We start from the raw sequence: 18209 nt of genomic DNA, 5'->3' as shown, positions 1-18209 counted from the left end.
GCGAGCAAGTCTTGGTGCCTCGGCGTCAAGACTTGTCAGCATTTACATACCCGAGGAATTTGCAAAAATCCAATAAGCGACTTCTACTGAACAATATGTAGATCGATCGAAACAGTCTAGTTCGTCTATATATTTCACTTTGGAGTGACTGAAATCGAATTTTGCTAAATCCTGATCCCCGAAAAGTTGGGGTTCCTAATGCTGTTCTATATTTTGAATTGAGGTGACTGGATTTTCATGCAACGGTATATAGCATGGGCTCAAGGAAGATCGTTTTGTTTGTATATGTTAATCGGCATCGTGATCTTGTTGCTGGCCGGATGTTCGGGAGGAGCACAGGCTGGACAGAATCAGAACGATGGTTCGCAATCAGCGTCAACATCTGATGCAACCGGAAAGTCGTCTGACGGTAAAGCTCAAGCTCCTCGTATTGTGGCGACTACGGTAGCCATTGCGGAAATCACGGATGCGCTGGGCCTGGATTTGGCAGGTAAGCCGACAAGCACGAAAGTGCTGCCTGACCGTTACAAGGATGTGCCTGATGTGGGTAACCCGATGAGTCCTGATATGGAAAGAGTGATGTCATTGAAGCCGACGGATGTACTGTCAGTGACGACATTGAAATATGATCTGGAGCCTAAATTTAAAGATTTGAAAATCAATGCCGAATTTTTGAATTTTGAAAGTCTCGCGAATATGCAAAAAGAAATTCAAAAGCTGGGAGACACGTTTGGCAAAGCCGATAAGGCCAAAGAGATTAATGGAGCGTTGGAGGCCAAAGTAACTGAGATTCAACAAAAGATCAAAGGGAAGAAATCCCCTAAAGTATTGATTTTGCTGGGAGTACCGGGAAGCTATCTGGTGGCTACCGAGCATTCCTATATTGGGGATCTGGTTAAAATTGCAGGCGGAACAAATGTGGTTCAGGGCGAGAAGGTGGAGTTCATTGCCCACAATACCGAAGCCTTGCAGCAATCCAACCCTGATATCATTTTGCGCGCTGCACACGGGATGCCGGATGAAGTAGTGAAAATGTTCGATGAAGAGTTCAAAACCAATGATATCTGGAAGCATTTCAACGCTGTGAAAAATGGGCATGTCTATGATCTGCCTGAACCGTTGTTTGGCACAACAGGGAATCTAGCGGCAAACTCGGCGCTAGATGAGCTGATGAAAATGCTGTATCCTTCGAATTAAAGGAAGCTGATGACATGTCCAAAAAAGGTTGGAGTCTTATTGTTGTAATGGTCTTGCTCGTCGGCGTCATGTTATATTCAGCGATGACAGGCAGTCTCAAGGTGGATTTGAGTCAGTTGGTGACCGGATTGTGGACAGGTACAGATGATCAGGTGAATGTGGTCAAGGACCTGAGACTACCGAGAATTATCGTATCCGTGATGGCAGGTGCAGCACTTGCAGTGGCGGGTGTCTTGCTGCAAGCTGTTATGAAAAACCCGCTGGCAGATGCCGGAGTTATCGGCATTTCTTCGGGAGCAGCATTGATCTCGCTGATTGCGGTGACGGTCTTTCCAATGCTTTATTTCTGGATGCCGTTCTTTTCATTTATTGGCGGTGCAATAGCTTGTTTAATGGTTTATGGATTTTCATGGAGATCCGGCTTGCATCCGATTCGTCTCATTCTGATTGGGGTGGCTGTGAATGCCATTTTTTCTGGTTTAGGTCAGTCGTTTAACTATCGAGGCAGTTATGCGGTCACCAGTATTAACCAGGTTACTACTTCAACCTTGTCTATGAAAAAATGGGTAGATGTCGAGGTTATTGTGGCCTATGGCGGGATTGGACTAATTTTGGCCATGCTCGTGTTCTCTTGGTGCAATTTCTTGTCTCTTCAAGATAAAACAGCTAAAAATCTGGGATTCAATGTAACGCGCGCACGACTTTTGATTTCTGTGATTGCAGTGCTGCTTGCAGCAACGGCTACAGCCATCGCAGGAGTGATTGCCTTTATCGGCCTGCTCGTTCCGCATTGTGCCCGCTACCTAGTTGGCTCGGATCATAAGTGGTTGATTCCATTTTCCGCCTTATGCGGCGGCTTGCTGCTGCTGCTCGCGGATACTCTGGGGCGGACGGTGCTTGCTCCCAATGAAATCCCGGCTTCTATTATTATGGCCGTCATTGGCGGGCCGTTCCTGATATTCCTGATCAGAAAGGCGGATCGCACCTATGGACATTAAGGATATAACCTTCTCATATGATCGAAAAACAGATCGTCTACATGCTATTAATGCTGTTATTGAGTCGGGACGGATTACGACCATTATTGGTCCCAACGGGTGCGGCAAATCGACGCTGCTCAGCGTGATGTCCAACAATGCTGTTCCCCGCTTGGGCCAGGTGATTCTGGACGGCAAAGAGATAGCCCACTACAAGCCCAAGGAGCTGGCCCGTCAATTGGCGGTAGTCCATCAGCAGAACGAGGCACCTTCCGACTTGACTGTAGAAAAGCTCGTAAGCTTCGGCAGGTTGCCGCATAAGAACATGTTCACAGCGAGGCGTGATGAGGATGAAGAGGCGATTGAATGGGCAATAGCCAGTACTAACCTGAACGAACGTAGAACTCGCACGTTGGATCAGCTCTCAGGAGGAGAACGGCAGCGTGTATGGATTGCAATGGCCTTGGCACAGCGGACGCCAATTTTATTTCTGGATGAGCCGACCACCTATTTGGATATGTACTACCAGCTTGAAATTTTAGAACTCATTCGGCAGTTAAACCAGAAACATGGACTGACAATCGTGATGGTGCTGCATGATATCAATCAGGCTATTCGGTATAGCGATGTAATGATTGCCATGAAGGAAGGGCGTATTATAGCGAACGGCCCACCTCTAGAGGTCGTTACATCTGAACTGATCCAGGCGGTTTATGATGTGGAGGTCGTAATCAAACAGGATGATGAAGCCGGCATGTATCTCATTCCGATAGGAGTCGGGGCTTCCTGACATTTACAAGCATATGGAACATCAATGCTGCGACTGAATAACGCGTTTGTCCTCACAGAATTTCAACGAATTTAAAACATGAAAATGGTTCTGGTCCATGTGTTTTGTCAGGTGACAACCGTGGAGACAGAAGCATTTTTTATTTTATTTATAAGATATTGGATGAGATTCAGGGACGGTTATGCTTATACTACGGTTCGAATCCGATCTTTTGTGTGTTATACTATTGCCGTCGGTAATTTTGTGTTTAGCACTTTACTAATGATAAGGATGGTATGCTTATATGATCAGTACAAGCGGCGTAACGCTTCGTTATGGGAAACGCCCACTTTTTGAAGACGTAAATATCAAATTTACTCCTGGGAACTGCTACGGCCTGATTGGGGCGAATGGCGCGGGCAAATCCACCTTTTTGAAAATTCTTTCCGGTGAAATCGAAGCCAATTCAGGCGAGGTTCACATGACACCGGGCGAACGGATGGCAGTGCTCAAGCAGAACCATTATGAATACGATGAATTCCCGGTTCTGGAAACCGTTATTATGGGCCACACGCGTCTGTATGAAATCATGAAGGAAAAAGATGCGCTGTATGCCAAAACAGAGTTTACTGAAGCAGACGGTCTGCGTGCCGGTGAACTGGAAGGCGAATTTGCGGAGCTGAACGGTTGGGATGCTGAGCCGGATGCAGCTTCCTTGCTGATCGGTCTTGGTATTCCCCGCGACCTGCATGACAAGAACATGTCTGAGCTGAGTGGTAATGACAAGGTACGTGTTCTCCTGGCTCAAGCGTTGTTTGGTCGTCCGAACAATTTGCTGCTTGATGAGCCTACCAACCATTTGGACCTCGAATCCATTCAATGGCTGGAAAATTTCTTGATGGACTATGAAGGCACCGTCATCGTCGTATCCCATGATCGTCACTTCCTGAACAAGGTATGTACGCATATTGCGGATATTGATTTTGGCAAAATCCAGATGTACGTCGGCAACTACGACTTCTGGTATGAGTCCAGCCAGCTTGCGCTTGCCTTGACTCGTGATGCCAACAAGAAAAAGGAAGAGAAGATCAAGGAACTGCAAGCCTTTATTCAGCGCTTTTCCGCGAATGCTTCCAAATCCAAACAAGCTACTTCACGTAAAAAACAACTGGATAAAATTACGCTGGACGACATCCGTCCATCGAACCGTAAATATCCTTTCCTGAACTTCAAGCCTGAACGCGAAGCAGGCAAACAACTCTTGACAGTAGACCGCCTCAGTAAAACCGTTGAAGGCGAGCAAGTGCTGAATGAGTTCAGTCTGGTTGTGAACAAAGGCGATAAAATCGCGTTTGTTGGGCCGAACGGTTTGCCTAAATCGACGCTCTTTCAAGTGTTGATGAACGAGATTGAAGCAGACAGCGGAGAATTTTCTTGGGGGATTACAACTAGCCAGGCTTATTTCCCGAAAGATAATTCCACCTATTTTGAAGGTGTGGACATGAATCTTGTGGAATGGCTCCGTCAATATTCCAAGGATCAGGACGAAACGTTCCTGCGCGGCTTCTTGGGACGTATGCTTTTCTCTGGTGAAGAAGCGCTTAAGAAAGCAAGTGTACTGTCCGGGGGCGAAAAGGTTCGTTGTATGCTGGCGAAAATGATGCTGAACGGTGCCAATGTGCTGTTGCTGGAAGAACCGACCAACCACTTGGATTTGGAGTCCATTACAGCGCTGAACAATGGTCTGATTGATTTTGACGGTACTATATTGTTCACATCCCATGACCACCAGTTTATTCAAACGATCGCAAACCGCATCGTGGAAATTACACCAAACGGCGTAATCGACCGTACGATGAGTTATGATGAGTACTTGGAAAATGAAGAAATCGCGAAATTGCGTGAACGTATGTATCCGGTAGAAATCGGCTAAAATCCAAACCGGCTAACTTCAACAACTAGATAAACAAAAGAGGAGCTCCTTCAGGCCATTGAGATGGCAGGATACTCCTCTTTTTCGTTTTTGTGCCATGCCCATAGCTTACCGGTTCTGGCAGTGAGGTAAGACAGACCTCGCCAGACCTTTGGTACCCTTTAAAGGGTATGAGGTGGCTTATGATCCGCCTGTACGACGGCGTTGGTTGTTCGGCTTCTTCGTATTTTGGCTTTTCAGTGTTTTGGTGGAACCGCCTTGAAAGCCGCCCTGCTGTGAAGCGCCGGACTGCTGTTTTTTTTGTGCCAGCTTTTCCCGAATGGCATCTGCAAGATTAACTTTACGTGGTTCATTGGCATCGCTCATGAATAAATTCCTCCTGTTGCCGCCAGATTCATGTCAATCATGTTGGATTGAAGAAAAACGCGGCTGTGTCCTCATTTTATACGTTTTTAAAAGAAGGGACAAGGGCAACAATGATAACACGCATCTGGGGTGGGGTGGAAGAGAAAACGTCTGTTTTTTGTGTGAGGGAAAAAATGTTTTGTGTAACCTACAGGAATGGGGCCTGGCAATACTTTTTCGTTGTTCCTACAGCGATGCAGAGCGGAAAGACTGTTTCTCTAGACCCACACAAAGTTCGTCTGCTATCCTGAAAATAACAGCTACCCAAAGGTAAATTGTTATTTTCAGGGCAGCTACGCTGCTTGTTTGAAAAGTTAATGTTGAGGGTTCAAGGCAGCGATGCTGCTATTTTTATTTTTGGGCCCGGTGAGATCGTTCTGCTGGGAACTATATATTTGAAGGAGTGTCCTACGTTGTGGTAAATGTCTATGATGAAATCCGAAAAGGTGAGCGCGGGGCGTGGGTAAGCATTGCTGCTTATCTCTTGCTGTCCGCCTTTAAGCTGATTAGCGGGTATATATTTGCTTCTAGCGCATTGCGGGCGGATGGCTTCAATAATGTCACCGATATTGTAGTGTCGGTTGCTGTACTGGTTGGACTGAGAATTTCCCAAAAGCCACCGGACTCTGACCATGCCTATGGACATTTTCGGGCAGAAACGATCGCGGCGCTGCTGGCGTCCTTTATTATGGCTGTCGTCGGTTTGCAGGTGCTTATTGATGGGATCGGGAGCATTTTCAAGGGCGGAAAGCAAATACCGGATATCACCTCCGCGGGTGTAGCTGTGATTTGTGCCGTGATTATGCTGGGAGTGTACCTGTACAATAACAGGCTAGCACGGCAAATTAACAATAAGGCTTTGCTGGCAGCGGCCAAGGATAATCTATCGGATGCACTTGTCAGTGTTGGGGCAGCAGTTGGCATTATCGGCGCACAATTCGGGCTAGCCTGGCTAGATACTGTAGCTGCGATCGCGGTAGGATTCATCATTTGTAAAACAGCGTGGGATATTTTTAAGGATTCCACACACAGCTTGACCGATGGATTTGATGAGCAAGAACTGTCTGACTTACGGAGTACGATTGCTCGTATACCTGGAGTAGAGGGGATTCGGGACGTTAAGGCACGTGTACACGGCAATCATGCACTGGTGGATGTGGTCATTGAGGTGAATCCGCAACTCAGCCTGATTGAAGGGCATCGGATCAGCGATCGGATTGAGGAACGCCTACAAGAGGTTCATAATACGATGCATGTCCATGTCCATGTAGAACCCAAATTATAGATTAATTATTAAATAGTTAGTATTAAAAGTGACTTTAGACCTATATGTAAAAGGCGTATACGCTTCCTTTTGTGACGTTTGGATTATATCTCTCTTCCTGCTGCTTTTACTATAATGAAGGCATGTCCGGCTATATTCGTCGGAATTGGATATGCTCTTCAAATTCGTAAAAACAGCCAGGAGGTGCAACATTGAGAAGACGCGTGATGGGAATGCTCATGACGTCAGCCGCGCTGTTGGCAGCAATTCATGTGGCGCCGGGTCAGGTTGACGCAGCGGCATCAACAGCATCCACAGGACAGAAGGCGGTTATTCAGGCGGCTGTAAAGCTTAGATCCGGTCCTTCGACTACAGGGGATGTAGTCAGCTTTATGAAGCAGGGAGAGGCCGTAACGGTATTGGAGAAAACAAACAGCTATTGGTATAAGATCAAGACTTCTGATGGAGTAACCGGATACACTAGCAGCTCCGACAAGTACATAAAAGTTGGCGCTACCAGCGTCGCTGCTGCTGTCACCTCATCTGCCAGCCGTAAATCGGAAGCCGCAGAGCCAGTTAAAAATGTTTCAGCTAAAGAGGCTGTGGCCTCAGTGAATAGTTCTGCCGGTCAAACGAAAGCTACGATTCAAACGTCCGTTCGTTTGCGGGCGGAGGCATCCACTTCTTCCGAGGTTTTGGGCTATTTGAATGCAGGGGATGTCGTTACGATTACCGATCCAAGTAATGCCTATTGGTTCAAGGTTACCAATGCTGGTGGTACGGTGGGCTACGTCAGCTCGTCTCCACAGTATATTCGTATTGGTGAGGGCGTTGTTGTGCAGCAGCCTGTGTCTGCTCCGGTGACAGCTACTCCTGATACTACTGCAATACCTGTGACAGCATCTCCTGCGTCAACTATGAACATGTTTTCCGGTGATGCAGCGGCTGCAATAGAGCAGGTTATTAACACGGGGATGACTTATCTCGGAACTCCATATGAATATGGTTCGGATCGTAGCAGTACGGCTACTTTTGATTGCTCGGCATTTACCCGTCAAATTTTCCGCCAGGCTGTAGGTATCCAGCTTCCGGCAGATTCTCGTTCACAGGGTGAGTGGATCAAGCAAAACAGTCAGCCGAATACGGACATGACTACGCTGAAGCGTGGCGATTTGCTCTTCTTTACCAATTATAATGCATCTTCCGGGGCGTACACGTCCTTGGATAACTCCTCCCAAACGATTACACACGTAGCTGTATATTTGGGAGACAACAAGCTTCTCCATACGTTTTCTGTAGCGGGTGGCGGTGTAAAAGTTACGGATTTCAGCAAGCCTTGGCAGGACCGTTTCCTGTTTGGGGGCAGCGTGATTCAATAAAAGCGCCGCTAACTGTTAAAAAGCTGCATCAAAAAAGGATGTTCCACAGCCCTGTTGACCAGGGTGGGAACATCCTTTTTTTTATAGACATTTAGAATATTGCTTTTGTGCAGCTAGCATCCGACAACTATGAAACCCGTTTTCTTCTGGTAAAGAGTGAAATGACGAACAACACCAGAAATATCACAAATAATATTTTAGCGATTGTAGCAGCTACGGACACGACGATACCAAAAAAACCTAAGATACCGGCGATCACAGCAAAAATCAAGAATAAAGCGGACCATTTTAGCATGTTCTGTATCCTCCTTTAATTGTATATAATGTGGCATACTCACGCCCCGATAGAGCATGGTTGCAGATGATGGAGACTTCTATAGAATATTTGTGGCTGTGCCATCGTTATACGTTGTTTTAAACGGTGTGAGAGTCCGTGAATCATAACGTTTGGAGCGGAGAAGAAGCCAGCCTGGACGTTGTTTCGTGTCTGAATCTAAAGGGTAACTATGCAGTAATCATAAACATCATCGTGAAAGACGAAAGAGAGGTTACGCTATGTTAACACAGGTCAGCATTTTTATTATTGCTATCGCATTTGCAGTTCTCGTTATTTTCCTCATTAAAACGTTGAAAGCAGCACAAGGCTCTTTGGATAAGGTGACTCAAACCTTGCAGGATGTACAAAAAACGATAGATGAACTGAGTTATGAAGTAAAACAAACGGTTCGACATGCGAATGACATCACCGCAGATGTTGATCATAAATTGAAGCAAGTGGAGCCAGTGATGGAATCGGTTAGAAATTTGGGGGAGGTACTCAGCGAAGTGACGTTGGCTGCCAAGCAGGCTTCAACAGCGTTAATGACACGGTTTCAGAAATCGCATAGCGCTGCGAGTAATACTTCCAGAACGGATAACGCGATCAAGGCAACGACACCGAATAGACCTTTGACCGCAACGGAGCGGACGGTTCAGAGCTACAATGCGACTTATGAGGAGCCTGCGGCCAAGCCGGGTAAAAACTGGTTGGGTTATGTAGACATCGCTGCTGGGGTGTGGCAGAAAATGCGTCAGTAGCATAGTGGCTGAACCGTAAACTACAGGAAATTCATTGAAAGGGTGAGATTTATGATGAAGACGTTATTACTAGCTGCTGGTTTGCTCACTCCCTTTTCCGGACAGGATACGGTTCAGCAAACCGTTTCCCCGCAAACAGCGGGGCATGTGGTTAGGACTGTGCAGACGATACCCGCTTCACATGCTGTACCAGCAGATTTTCATACCTTAAATGGTATATCTTTGGATGATACACGTGCAGATGTATTGAAAAAGCTTGGCAAGCCACAGCGAGTCAAAAAGGATAAGTTGCTGCTTTCTACAGAATACCAATATCCCGATGTTGTGGTAGGTATGCGTGAGGACGTCGTTTCTTATGTGCATGTAGATCCTGCTGCCGGTCGAATCAAGGTGAATGATAAGTGGCTGCCGCTGCAACGGAAAACGCTCGATCAGGCGCTGGGTGGCTCGCAATTCACGGCGGAAGACGGAGAGGTATATGTACGCGGACAACGTGCAATCAAAGTGTTTATGGATGAGACGTCTGATAAACCAAAGTATGTTGAGTTTTTTGATGAAACAGAATGGTAATTAATTTTTTTCAAGTAATGACATAATACGGAAGTTTCAAATGGATATGCGAAGTGTAATAGTCAGAGAAGTCAATCCTAAAAGGAGCGTGAGAAACATGAATCAGACCAATCATAAATCTTATGCCAAAGTGGTAGATAACGGTGTACAAGCCGTTGAAGCAGTAAATGAGTTGCGTAACACAGGCTATCGTTATGAGGATGTGTTCGTGCTCGCTCATGACCAGGATCGGACAGATCGTATTGCCGATACGGTGGATGCCAAGGAAATCGGGATTAAGGAAGAGGGCGTTTTCGATTCATTAGCCAACTTGTTCCGTTCCCGCGGCGATGAGCTTCGCGCTAAAATTACTTCCTTGGGATTTACAGATACCGAGGCTGATTTTTATGAAAAAGAACTGGATCAGGGTAAAGTACTGGTCATTGCTAAAAAAGCGTGATATTGCTGTTCACCATAAAAGCAGCGTGACATTAGATTCGAAAAAGAGGAAGTTGACCGCAGCACGAGTGTTTCGCGGGTCCTCCAAAAACATAGATAAGGAATGGGGTTCAGCCTCATTCCTTATCTATGTTTTTGGAATGCCTTCTTACGGAAACACTACTTCTAATCAACAAGGGTGTTGCCGTTTAAGTAGGTATAGTATAATACATGAGTTACAGATAAGGAGAGGCCAATGAGAATTCTAATTGTTGACGATAACCCGACGAATATCATTATTATTCGTGAAATACTAAAAAAAGAAAATTATCGGGATGTGATCTCTGCTAACTCGGCCGCAGAAATGTTGGAGCATCTGGGAATCGGCGATCGTACCATTAGTCTTCGACCCCGTCCTTCAGATATTGATCTGGTGCTGCTGGATATGATGATGCCTGAAATGGACGGCATTGAAGCTTGCAGTATTGTCCAGGAATATGAGCATTTAAAAGATATCCCGATTATTATGGTAACGGCTGTAGGTGATTCTAAAAAATTGGCTGAAGCTCTGGATGTGGGAGCCGTCGATTACGTCACGAAGCCGATCAACAAGGTAGAGCTAATGGCGCGAATCCGATCTGCCTTGCGTCTCAAACTGGAGAAGGACTGGCATAAGGATCGGGATCAGCGAATTCAGGATGAGTTGAAGCTGGCCGCGATGGTGCAGCAGGCGGTACTTAGTCCTGCCATTCAGGACCCGGTGCTGCAAGTAAATGCGCTCTATCAGCCTTCCTTTGAACTGGCAGGGGATTTATATTCATGGTATCCGTTAGGGGAGGGGCGATATGCCATCATTTTGCTTGATATGATGGGGCATGGCATTTCTTCTTCGCTGTTCTGCATGTTCATTGCATCTGTACTTAAGGACACGGTGACCACGTATGTGGAGCCTGAGAAGGTCATACAAGAGCTGAATCGTCGTTTTAATCAACTGGATCTGGGCAAGCAGCTGGTACAGTATTATTTTACGGCGATTTATATGGTGATTGATACCCGTGCACGGCGAATTGACTATGTAAATGCGGGACATCCTCCCGGTTTGCTGTTCAACCAGGATGGTAGCATTACCAAATTTGACCGTGCATGCAGCCCTGTTGGTTTATTTGATAAGATTGATGCAGAAATGCACACGATTCATTATGAAGGAACTGGGCATATCGCTTTGTATACAGATGGCTTGCTGGAGGCGGTGGAAGGTGAATATGAGGAGCAGTTGGAGTATCTGACTGAGTGTCTGCGTAAATATGAGGAATGGAATGAAGAAGCGATGCTGGATGCTTTTTTTCGTAAAGAGGCGCCACAGGATCGTGATGATGATAAATGCCTGATCTGGATTTCGTTGAAAGAGGGAGAGAGCTTGCATGAAAATCAGAAATAAACTGCTGATTGGCTTTGGATCGCTTATGGCGATCCTCCTTGTGCTGACGCTAATCAGCTATGACCGGATGGGGAGCCTGAATGAGCAGCTAAACCAGGTCTATCAGGATCGATATATGAAAGTCCGGAAAACAACAGCTATTCGCGGGCAGGTGAACGATATGGCCAAAGTGATGGCCAATCTGATCTTGAATCCAGGTTCCTCCGTTAGTGAGGCCAAACGCGAGCTGGACGATATTTCGGCTACTGGAACGAAAGTGCTGGCTAGTCTGCAAACGAATTCCGGCACCAGTGAAGAGCAACAGCAGGTTGATCGGGTAGCCGTCGCGTGGAATGAATTTTTAAGTTACGAACAAAGACTGGTTTCTTTGTTGGGGCAAGATCGTATTGATGAGGCTAACGCTTTCCGCAATAGCACTGGTTTGCCTGCACAAGAGGAGGCGATGGATAGTATTAATGCCCTTGCCGTTTTTCAGGATCGGGAAATTGATAGCGACATGAAGCAAGCCAATTTGGCGTATGAAGAATCTGTGCAGATTACCACAATTCTGATGGCCGCCGGCCTGATCATGGGCTTACTGGTTATTTTGTGGGTGCTCCCAAGCATTGCCAAAGGTCTAAATGTCGTGAATCTCATGATTAATGGTTTTGGCAAGGGAAAGTACAGGGCCATCAGTCGAATGAGTGTTGCCTCCAAAGATGAAATCGGTGAGGTCGCTCGTGTATTTCAACAAATGGCCGGGGACTTGGAAGAAAAGCGGAAATTTGAACATTCCGTCCTTCAAACGCAGAAGGACCAGACTTGGCTTAATGCCAATACTGCTCGGGTGACTGAGTTGTTCCGTGGCGTAAATTCACTGGAGCAGGTTGCTCAGATGTTCATTAGTGAGTTTACGCCCATCTTGGGAGGCAGTTATGGGGCCATCTATTTGCAAGGAAAAGATGTAGAAGACAACCAATTTAAGTTATACGGCTCCTATGCAAAGGTGACTGGCGAAAATTCGATTAGAGACGTTATCCAGGTGGGCGAAGGGTTGCTCGGACAATGTGTTTTGGATCGTAAGCCGATCTTGATTACAGAGGCTCCTGACGGATATTTGTCCATAGGCTCTGCCTTAGGAGAAAGTAAGCCAGTGGGAATTATGATTTTCCCTATTTTGTTCGAGGATGAGTGCATCGGTGCTATAGAAATAGCGTCACTGGATCGCTTCAGTGATCTGGAAACGAAGCTGTTCGCTCAATTAGTAGAGAGCATGGGGATTATTCTGAACAATATTAAGGGACGGATGCGTGTAGAGCAATTGCTGCGCGAGTCCCAGGCACTTACTGAGGAATTGCAATGCCAGTCCGAGGAGCTACAAACTCAGCAAGAGGAACTCAAGCGCTCCAACGAGAATTTGGAGGAGCAAACAGAGGAACTCAAGCGTTCAGAGGAATTGTTACAGCGTCAACAGGAAGAATTGGAGCATTTTAATACTGAACTGATTGCCAAAACCAGAGCGCTAGAAGAACAGGTACGAGAAGTGGAAGAAAAGAACGACGAGATTGAACATGCACGAGCTCAGTTGGAACAACAGGCCATGCAGCTAGGAATCACAAGCAAATACAAATCCGAGTTTTTGGCCAATATGTCGCATGAGTTGCGTACTCCGCTAAATAGCTTGCTCATTCTTTCTCAGCTCTTGTCTGAGAACAAGGAAGGCAATCTCAAGCCAAAGCAGGTGGAATATGCACAAACCATTTATATGTCAGGCGCGGATTTGTTGAAAATGATTGATGAAATTCTGGATTTATCCAAAGTGGACGCTGGAAAAATGGATATTAACCATGAAGCGGTCCACTTGAAGGAACTGGAACTGTTTGTGGAGCAGAATTTTGCTCCGGTCGCATCCCAACGTGGGCTTCAACTGCATACCGAGATCGAAGAGAACTTGCCAGATGCCATTATCAGTGATGGTTATCGTCTCAAACAAATTTTACGTAATTTGTTGTCCAATGCATTCAAGTTCACCACGGAAGGATCTATTCGTTTCAGTGTATCTCGGGCAAATGGAGAACAGCTTCCTGGTCTGCTAAATCCACGAAGATCCTATCTGGCTCTATCTGTGCTTGATACGGGCATTGGGATTGCTTCCGATAAAACGGATCTGATCTTCGAAGCCTTCCAGCAGGTAGACGGTACAACCAGCCGGAAATATGGGGGGACAGGACTAGGTCTGTCGATCAGCCGCGAGCTTTCGAGATTGTTGGGCGGTGTTATTACGGTGGAATCCGAGCAGGGACAGGGTAGTTGCTTCACACTGTATTTGCCGGAACAAACGCCAACGGCTGAGGATATGGATTCTCATTCGAGAGAGGAATTTAACGGTACGGATGTGAATTCGGATTTTGAAAATGTTGCAGCCACGGCAGAAACGGACCTTCCCATGATTATGCCTGCTAAACAGCTGCCAATATATCAGATGCCTTTGAGAAACAAAGCGGAAGACATTATACATCCAGGGGACGACCGAAACGAGATTACCTCGCAGGATAAAGTGCTGCTGATTATTGAGGATGATATTAATTTTGCTAATATTTTGTACGATATGGCCCGTAGCCGGGGCTTTAAGGCACTGATCGCTCTCCAAGGAGACGATGGGCTCAACATGGCTCAGTCTTATTTGCCGGACGCTATTATATTAGATATTCAATTACCTGTGATGGATGGCTGGTCCATTTTAGGCGAGCTAAAAGGAAATTCATCGACACGTCATATTCCAGTGCATGTTATTTCAGTCATAGATGATGTGAAGCAGGGCTTAATGATGGGCGCGATTGCCTATCTCAAAAAGCCTTCCTCGAAGGAAAGTCTGGATAAGGCATTTTCACATATAAAATCATATACAGACCAAATGGTCAAACGTCTTCTTGTGGTTGAAGATGACGATAATCAGCGTAAATCCATTATTGAGCTGATCGATCATGATGATGTTGCCATTACGGCGGTATCGACAGGTCAGGAAGCACTAAATGAGCTGGCTACCCAGCGGTATGACTGCATGGTACTGGATCTGATGCTGAGCGATATGACTGGTTTTGAACTGCTGGATCGTATTCGAGAGAATGAGCAGCTAACTGATCTGCCGATCATTATTTATACAGGCAAAGATCTGGATAGCAAAGAAGAAACGCAACTTCGTAAATATGCAGAGTCTATTATTATTAAGGATGTTAAATCGCCGGAACGGCTTTTGGACGAAACAACGTTGTTCTTGCATCGTGTAGAGGCGAACCTTCCTGAGGACAAACGCAAAATTTTGCAGAAGCTATACAACAAGGAAGAGCTGTTTGAAGGTAAGAAAATATTGTTGGTAGACGATGATATTCGCAATGTATTTGCTCTGTCTAGTGTGCTGGAAAGCTATCGTATGGAGGTTACCTTTGCGGAAAATGGAAGAGAAGCACTGGAACTGCTGGAACAGACACCTGATTTTGATCTGGTGCTGATGGATATGATGATGCCGGAAATGGATGGATATGAAGCGATGCGACGTATCCGGCTAATGCCACAATTCGAGAAGATGCCTATTATTGCCCTGACAGCCAAGGCCATGAAGGATGATCGTTCCAAGTGTATTGAGGCAGGCGCTTCCGATTATGTGAAAAAACCGATTCAAACCGAACAGCTTTTATCATTAATGCGGGTTTGGTTGTATTCGTAACCCAAAAAAATGGGTAATATAAATCGACACATGATTGGAGCGGCATAGGCAAAACCTATTTAGGAATTGGAGAGAGATTATGACATCTAAGGATATGGCGGATAATGCTGCTAATGAAGTGAAATCGAATGATACTGAGCGGGAATTGATTGAGATTGAGCTGTTGCTGGAAGGTATACATCGGCTGTACGGCTACGATTTTCGTAACTATGCTCTGCCTTCGATTAAGCGGCGTGTTTATTATCATGCGCAGTCCGAGAACGTAAGCACGATATCAGGACTTCAGGAGAAGGTGCTGCATGATCGCAGCGCCTTCGATAGACTGGTACAAAGCCTTTCCATTCCGGTGACCGAGATGTTCCGTGACCCGGAGCTGTTTCTAAATTTCAGGCAGAAAATCATTCCTATTTTGCGAACGTATCCGTACATTCGAATCTGGCATGCAGGTTGTTCCACTGGTGAGGAAGTATATTCTATGGCGATCTTGCTGCATGAAGAAGGCTTATATGATAAGGCTCGCATTTATGCGACGGATATGAATAACCTGTCTTTACAGCAGGCGAAGGAAGGCGTATACGGGATCGACCGAATGAAGCTGTATACCAAAAATTATTTGGAGTCCGGGGGAACACAATCGTTCTCTGAGTATTATACAGCCAAGTATGATTCAGTGATGTTTCATCCTTTTTTACGGAAGAATATTATTTTTGCGGAGCACAACTTAGCGACAGACCGGTCCTTTAACGAGTTCAATGTGATTTTTTGCCGGAATGTCATGATCTATTTTAACGACGAACTTCGCAACCATGTACATGGGTTGTTTTATGATAGCTTAAGTCATTTTGGTGTGTTGGTGCTTGGGGCCAAGGAATCCATACATTTTACCGATTATAGTGATTCCTACGAGCCGCTGGACCGGATAGAAAAAATATACCGGAAGATTAAATAGAGATGCTTAGGAGGATTCCATGGGGCTTCATGAACCGATTCATATATTGCTGGTAGATGACAGACCTGAGAACCTGCTCGCTCTTGAGGCGGTGCTGGAGAGTGAACAATATAATCTGGTAAAAGCCACATCCGGGGAAGAAGCGCTGCGATGTCTATTAAAAGATGAATTCGCACTTGTAGTCCTTGATGTGCAGATGCCGGGTATGGATGGAATTGAGACTGCAAAGTTAATCAAGGCCAGAGAGAAAACAAAGGATATTCCGATCATCTTTATTTCAGCTAACAGCAAGGAAGCTGAGCATTTGTTTGCGGGATATTCAGCCGGTGGTATTGATTATATGGTGAAGCCGTTCATCCCTCAAATTCTCAAGTCCAAAATTGAAGGCTTCGTGCAAATGTATCTGACAAACAAACGCTTGAAGACACAATCCATGCTGCTTCACCACAAGACGCAGGAGCTTGAGAAGATGAACAGCGAACTGATTGCCGCCAAGGAGGCAGCAGAGATTGCTGCCAATGCCAAAACGGAATTTCTGGCAATGATGAGCCATGAGATCCGCACACCTATGAACGGTGTTATTGGCATGATTGATCTGCTGATGGAGACAGAGCTGCAGACCGATCAGCAGGAATATGCTGATATCATCCGTCGTAGCGCAGACGCGCTGGTAGCGGTCATTAATGATATTCTGGACTTTACCAAGCTGGAGTCAGGCAAAATGGAGGTAGAGGAATATCCTTTTGATCTGGTTTCCTGTATCAAGGAAGTTTTCAGCCTGTTTACAGTAGAAGTCAACCGAAAAAATTTGGAGCTGGTTTATTTTCTCGATGAACAGATGCCACCGGTGTTATATGGAGATATGGGGCGATTGCGACAAGTATTGATTAACCTGGTATCCAATGCCGTCAAATTTACAGACCGAGGCGGGGTATATGTCTTCGCATCTGTCAAAGAGCAAAGTGACAATGGACTTACCGTTGAGTTTTCTGTGAAGGATACAGGCATTGGCATTGATTCAGCTAAGGTCGGAAGGCTGTTTCAGCCCTTTTCCCAACTGGATTCTTCAATGACGCGTAAATATGGTGGTACCGGGTTAGGACTCGCCATTTGTAAAACCTTAGTGAATATGATGGGCGGAGATATCCGTGTAGATACGAGCGGAGAACAAGGCGTGACGTTTCATTTTACAATGAAGCTTGGCTTTGCTGAGGAAAATGAACTGGAGGGGGAGTCCAGCCATGATTGGGAAATTCCACATCAGGAGTCTCCAAGTCGTAAACCTGTACTGGTGGTGGATGACCATCCGATCAACCAGAAGCTAATGGTTAATATACTGGATAAGCTCGGTTTAGCTTCAGATGTGGCAGCAGATGGGCAACAGGCGCTTGATATGGTCATGGCGAATCACGACTATGACTATATCTTTATGGACTTGCAGATGCCCGTGATGGACGGTCTGGAATGTACGGGTAGAATGCGTAAACAATTGGCGGGAAGATCCCAACCTGCCATTATCGCCATGACGGCTAACGTCATGGAGGGTATTCAGCCTCGATGTATTGAAGCTGGGATGAACGATTATATTAGTAAGCCCGTTAAAATCAGCAGTGTAAAACAGGCGTTGCTACGGCATTCTCCGGACCATTTTCCAATGCAGCCGGGTAAAGATCAAATCAATGAAGCCTAGATGGTGGCATTTGGTAGTGTTTAAAAAGTTATACCGTGATTCAAACGCTCGTATAATGGGTTAGTATGTAGGGAAATCTTTTTTCGGGAGAGTAGGCCTATGAATACAAATAAAAATGAGAAATTTAATGCAATTACAGAAACAACCGATGGCGTAAATACCGTTTATCTGAGTGGAGAGTTGGATCTTTCGGTAGCACCTGATTTTCGTCTGGTGATGGAGCCTTTGGTGGGGGAGTCCAGCCAAGATTTGATTATTAACTTGAGAGACCTTAAATACATTGACAGCACGGGTATTGGTATCTTGTTATCCATTTTAAAAGCAAGGCATGGGATGGAGTCTCACTTTGCTGTTCAAGAGGTACCGCCTCAAATTCAAAAGCTGTTTGATATGACCGGTATTGCCAAATTCTTTGTCCCCCAGGAGAATTCCCAATAGGAA

At 45.8% G+C, this 18209-nt stretch carries 16 protein-coding genes; 14 read left to right on the top strand and 2 right to left on the bottom strand.

The genetic code is table 11. The features are described 5' to 3' along the window. Positions 1-237: 237 nt before the first annotated feature. The 4 genes from isdE (at position 238) to NSQ68_RS21595 (ending at position 4876) form a co-directional block, all read left to right on the top strand. Positions 238-1197, top strand: a complete 960-nt coding sequence (gene isdE, locus NSQ68_RS21610; RefSeq protein WP_342427136.1) for a heme ABC transporter substrate-binding protein IsdE — start codon at positions 238-240, stop codon at positions 1195-1197. Positions 1198-1211: 14 nt separating this feature from the next. Then, the gene (locus tag NSQ68_RS21605) at positions 1212-2195 is read left to right on the top strand and encodes an iron ABC transporter permease (protein ID WP_342427135.1); all 984 of its coding nucleotides are present in this window, start codon (positions 1212-1214) and stop codon (positions 2193-2195) included. After that, on the top strand, positions 2185-2964 hold the full coding sequence (locus NSQ68_RS21600) for an ABC transporter ATP-binding protein (RefSeq protein WP_342427134.1): 780 nt from the start codon (positions 2185-2187) through the stop codon (positions 2962-2964). The genes NSQ68_RS21605 and NSQ68_RS21600 overlap by 11 nt, the downstream gene beginning before the upstream one ends. A 283-nt stretch (positions 2965-3247) precedes the next feature. Continuing rightward, positions 3248-4876 carry an ATP-binding cassette domain-containing protein gene (locus NSQ68_RS21595; protein WP_013311942.1) on the top strand — a complete coding sequence of 543 codons (1629 nt, stop codon included), beginning with the start codon at positions 3248-3250 and terminating at the stop codon, positions 4874-4876. Positions 4877-5056: 180 nt separating this feature from the next. On the opposite strand, the gene NSQ68_RS21590 is transcribed toward NSQ68_RS21595, so the two are convergent. Further along, positions 5057-5242, bottom strand: coding sequence for a hypothetical protein (locus NSQ68_RS21590; RefSeq protein WP_029517162.1), 186 nt, complete (start codon positions 5240-5242; stop codon positions 5057-5059). A gap of 454 nt (positions 5243-5696) precedes the next feature. Between NSQ68_RS21590 and NSQ68_RS21585 the strand changes: the two genes are divergently transcribed. Together NSQ68_RS21585 and NSQ68_RS21580 are read left to right on the top strand one after the other, a co-directional pair. Beyond that, positions 5697-6566, top strand: coding sequence for a cation diffusion facilitator family transporter (locus NSQ68_RS21585; protein WP_307353648.1), 870 nt, complete (start codon positions 5697-5699; stop codon positions 6564-6566). 191 nt (positions 6567-6757) lie between these two features. Next, entirely contained in the window at positions 6758-7924 is a 1167-nt protein-coding gene (locus NSQ68_RS21580; protein WP_307353649.1) for an SH3 domain-containing C40 family peptidase, read from the top strand. A gap of 127 nt (positions 7925-8051) precedes the next feature. On the opposite strand, the gene NSQ68_RS21575 is transcribed toward NSQ68_RS21580, so the two are convergent. Next, a complete protein-coding gene (locus NSQ68_RS21575; RefSeq protein ID WP_029517166.1) occupies positions 8052-8219 on the bottom strand; it encodes a DUF1328 domain-containing protein in 168 nt (55 codons plus the stop codon). A 260-nt stretch (positions 8220-8479) separates the two neighbouring features. Between NSQ68_RS21575 and NSQ68_RS21570 the strand changes: the two genes are divergently transcribed. The 8 genes from NSQ68_RS21570 to NSQ68_RS21535 all read left to right on the top strand — a co-directional run bounded on the left by NSQ68_RS21570 (position 8480) and on the right by NSQ68_RS21535 (position 18206). After that, positions 8480-9001 (top strand): DUF948 domain-containing protein, encoded by a 522-nt coding sequence (locus NSQ68_RS21570; protein WP_039273657.1) that lies wholly within the window; start codon positions 8480-8482, stop codon positions 8999-9001. Between the two features lie 51 nt (positions 9002-9052). Then, entirely contained in the window at positions 9053-9571 is a 519-nt protein-coding gene (locus NSQ68_RS21565; protein ID WP_307353650.1) for a hypothetical protein, read from the top strand. Between the two features lie 97 nt (positions 9572-9668). Next, positions 9669-10010 carry a general stress protein gene (locus NSQ68_RS21560; RefSeq protein ID WP_023990277.1) on the top strand — a complete coding sequence of 114 codons (342 nt, stop codon included), beginning with the start codon at positions 9669-9671 and terminating at the stop codon, positions 10008-10010. 234 nt (positions 10011-10244) lie between these two features. Next, positions 10245-11426: a fused response regulator/phosphatase gene (locus NSQ68_RS21555; RefSeq protein ID WP_307353652.1), complete on the top strand. Its 1182-nt coding sequence runs from the start codon at positions 10245-10247 to the stop codon at positions 11424-11426. Further along, a complete protein-coding gene (locus NSQ68_RS21550; RefSeq protein ID WP_342427133.1) occupies positions 11410-15129 on the top strand; it encodes a response regulator in 3720 nt (1239 codons plus the stop codon). Before NSQ68_RS21555 ends, NSQ68_RS21550 begins: the two co-directional genes overlap by 17 nt. A 79-nt stretch (positions 15130-15208) precedes the next feature. Then, positions 15209-16078, top strand: a complete 870-nt coding sequence (locus NSQ68_RS21545; RefSeq protein ID WP_023990274.1) for a protein-glutamate O-methyltransferase CheR — start codon at positions 15209-15211, stop codon at positions 16076-16078. A gap of 19 nt (positions 16079-16097) precedes the next feature. Beyond that, positions 16098-17768: a response regulator gene (locus tag NSQ68_RS21540; protein ID WP_342427132.1), complete on the top strand. Its 1671-nt coding sequence runs from the start codon at positions 16098-16100 to the stop codon at positions 17766-17768. A gap of 99 nt (positions 17769-17867) precedes the next feature. Next, entirely contained in the window at positions 17868-18206 is a 339-nt protein-coding gene (locus tag NSQ68_RS21535) for an STAS domain-containing protein (protein WP_220030189.1), read from the top strand. Positions 18207-18209 lie beyond the last annotated feature (3 nt).

It is taken from the genome of Paenibacillus sp. FSL L8-0158 (assembly GCF_038592965.1).
Lineage (GTDB): Bacteria > Bacillota > Bacilli > Paenibacillales > Paenibacillaceae > Paenibacillus > Paenibacillus polymyxa_D.
Note: the sequence above shows the minus strand (reverse complement) of the source record. Positions and strands in the feature narration are given on the sequence as shown.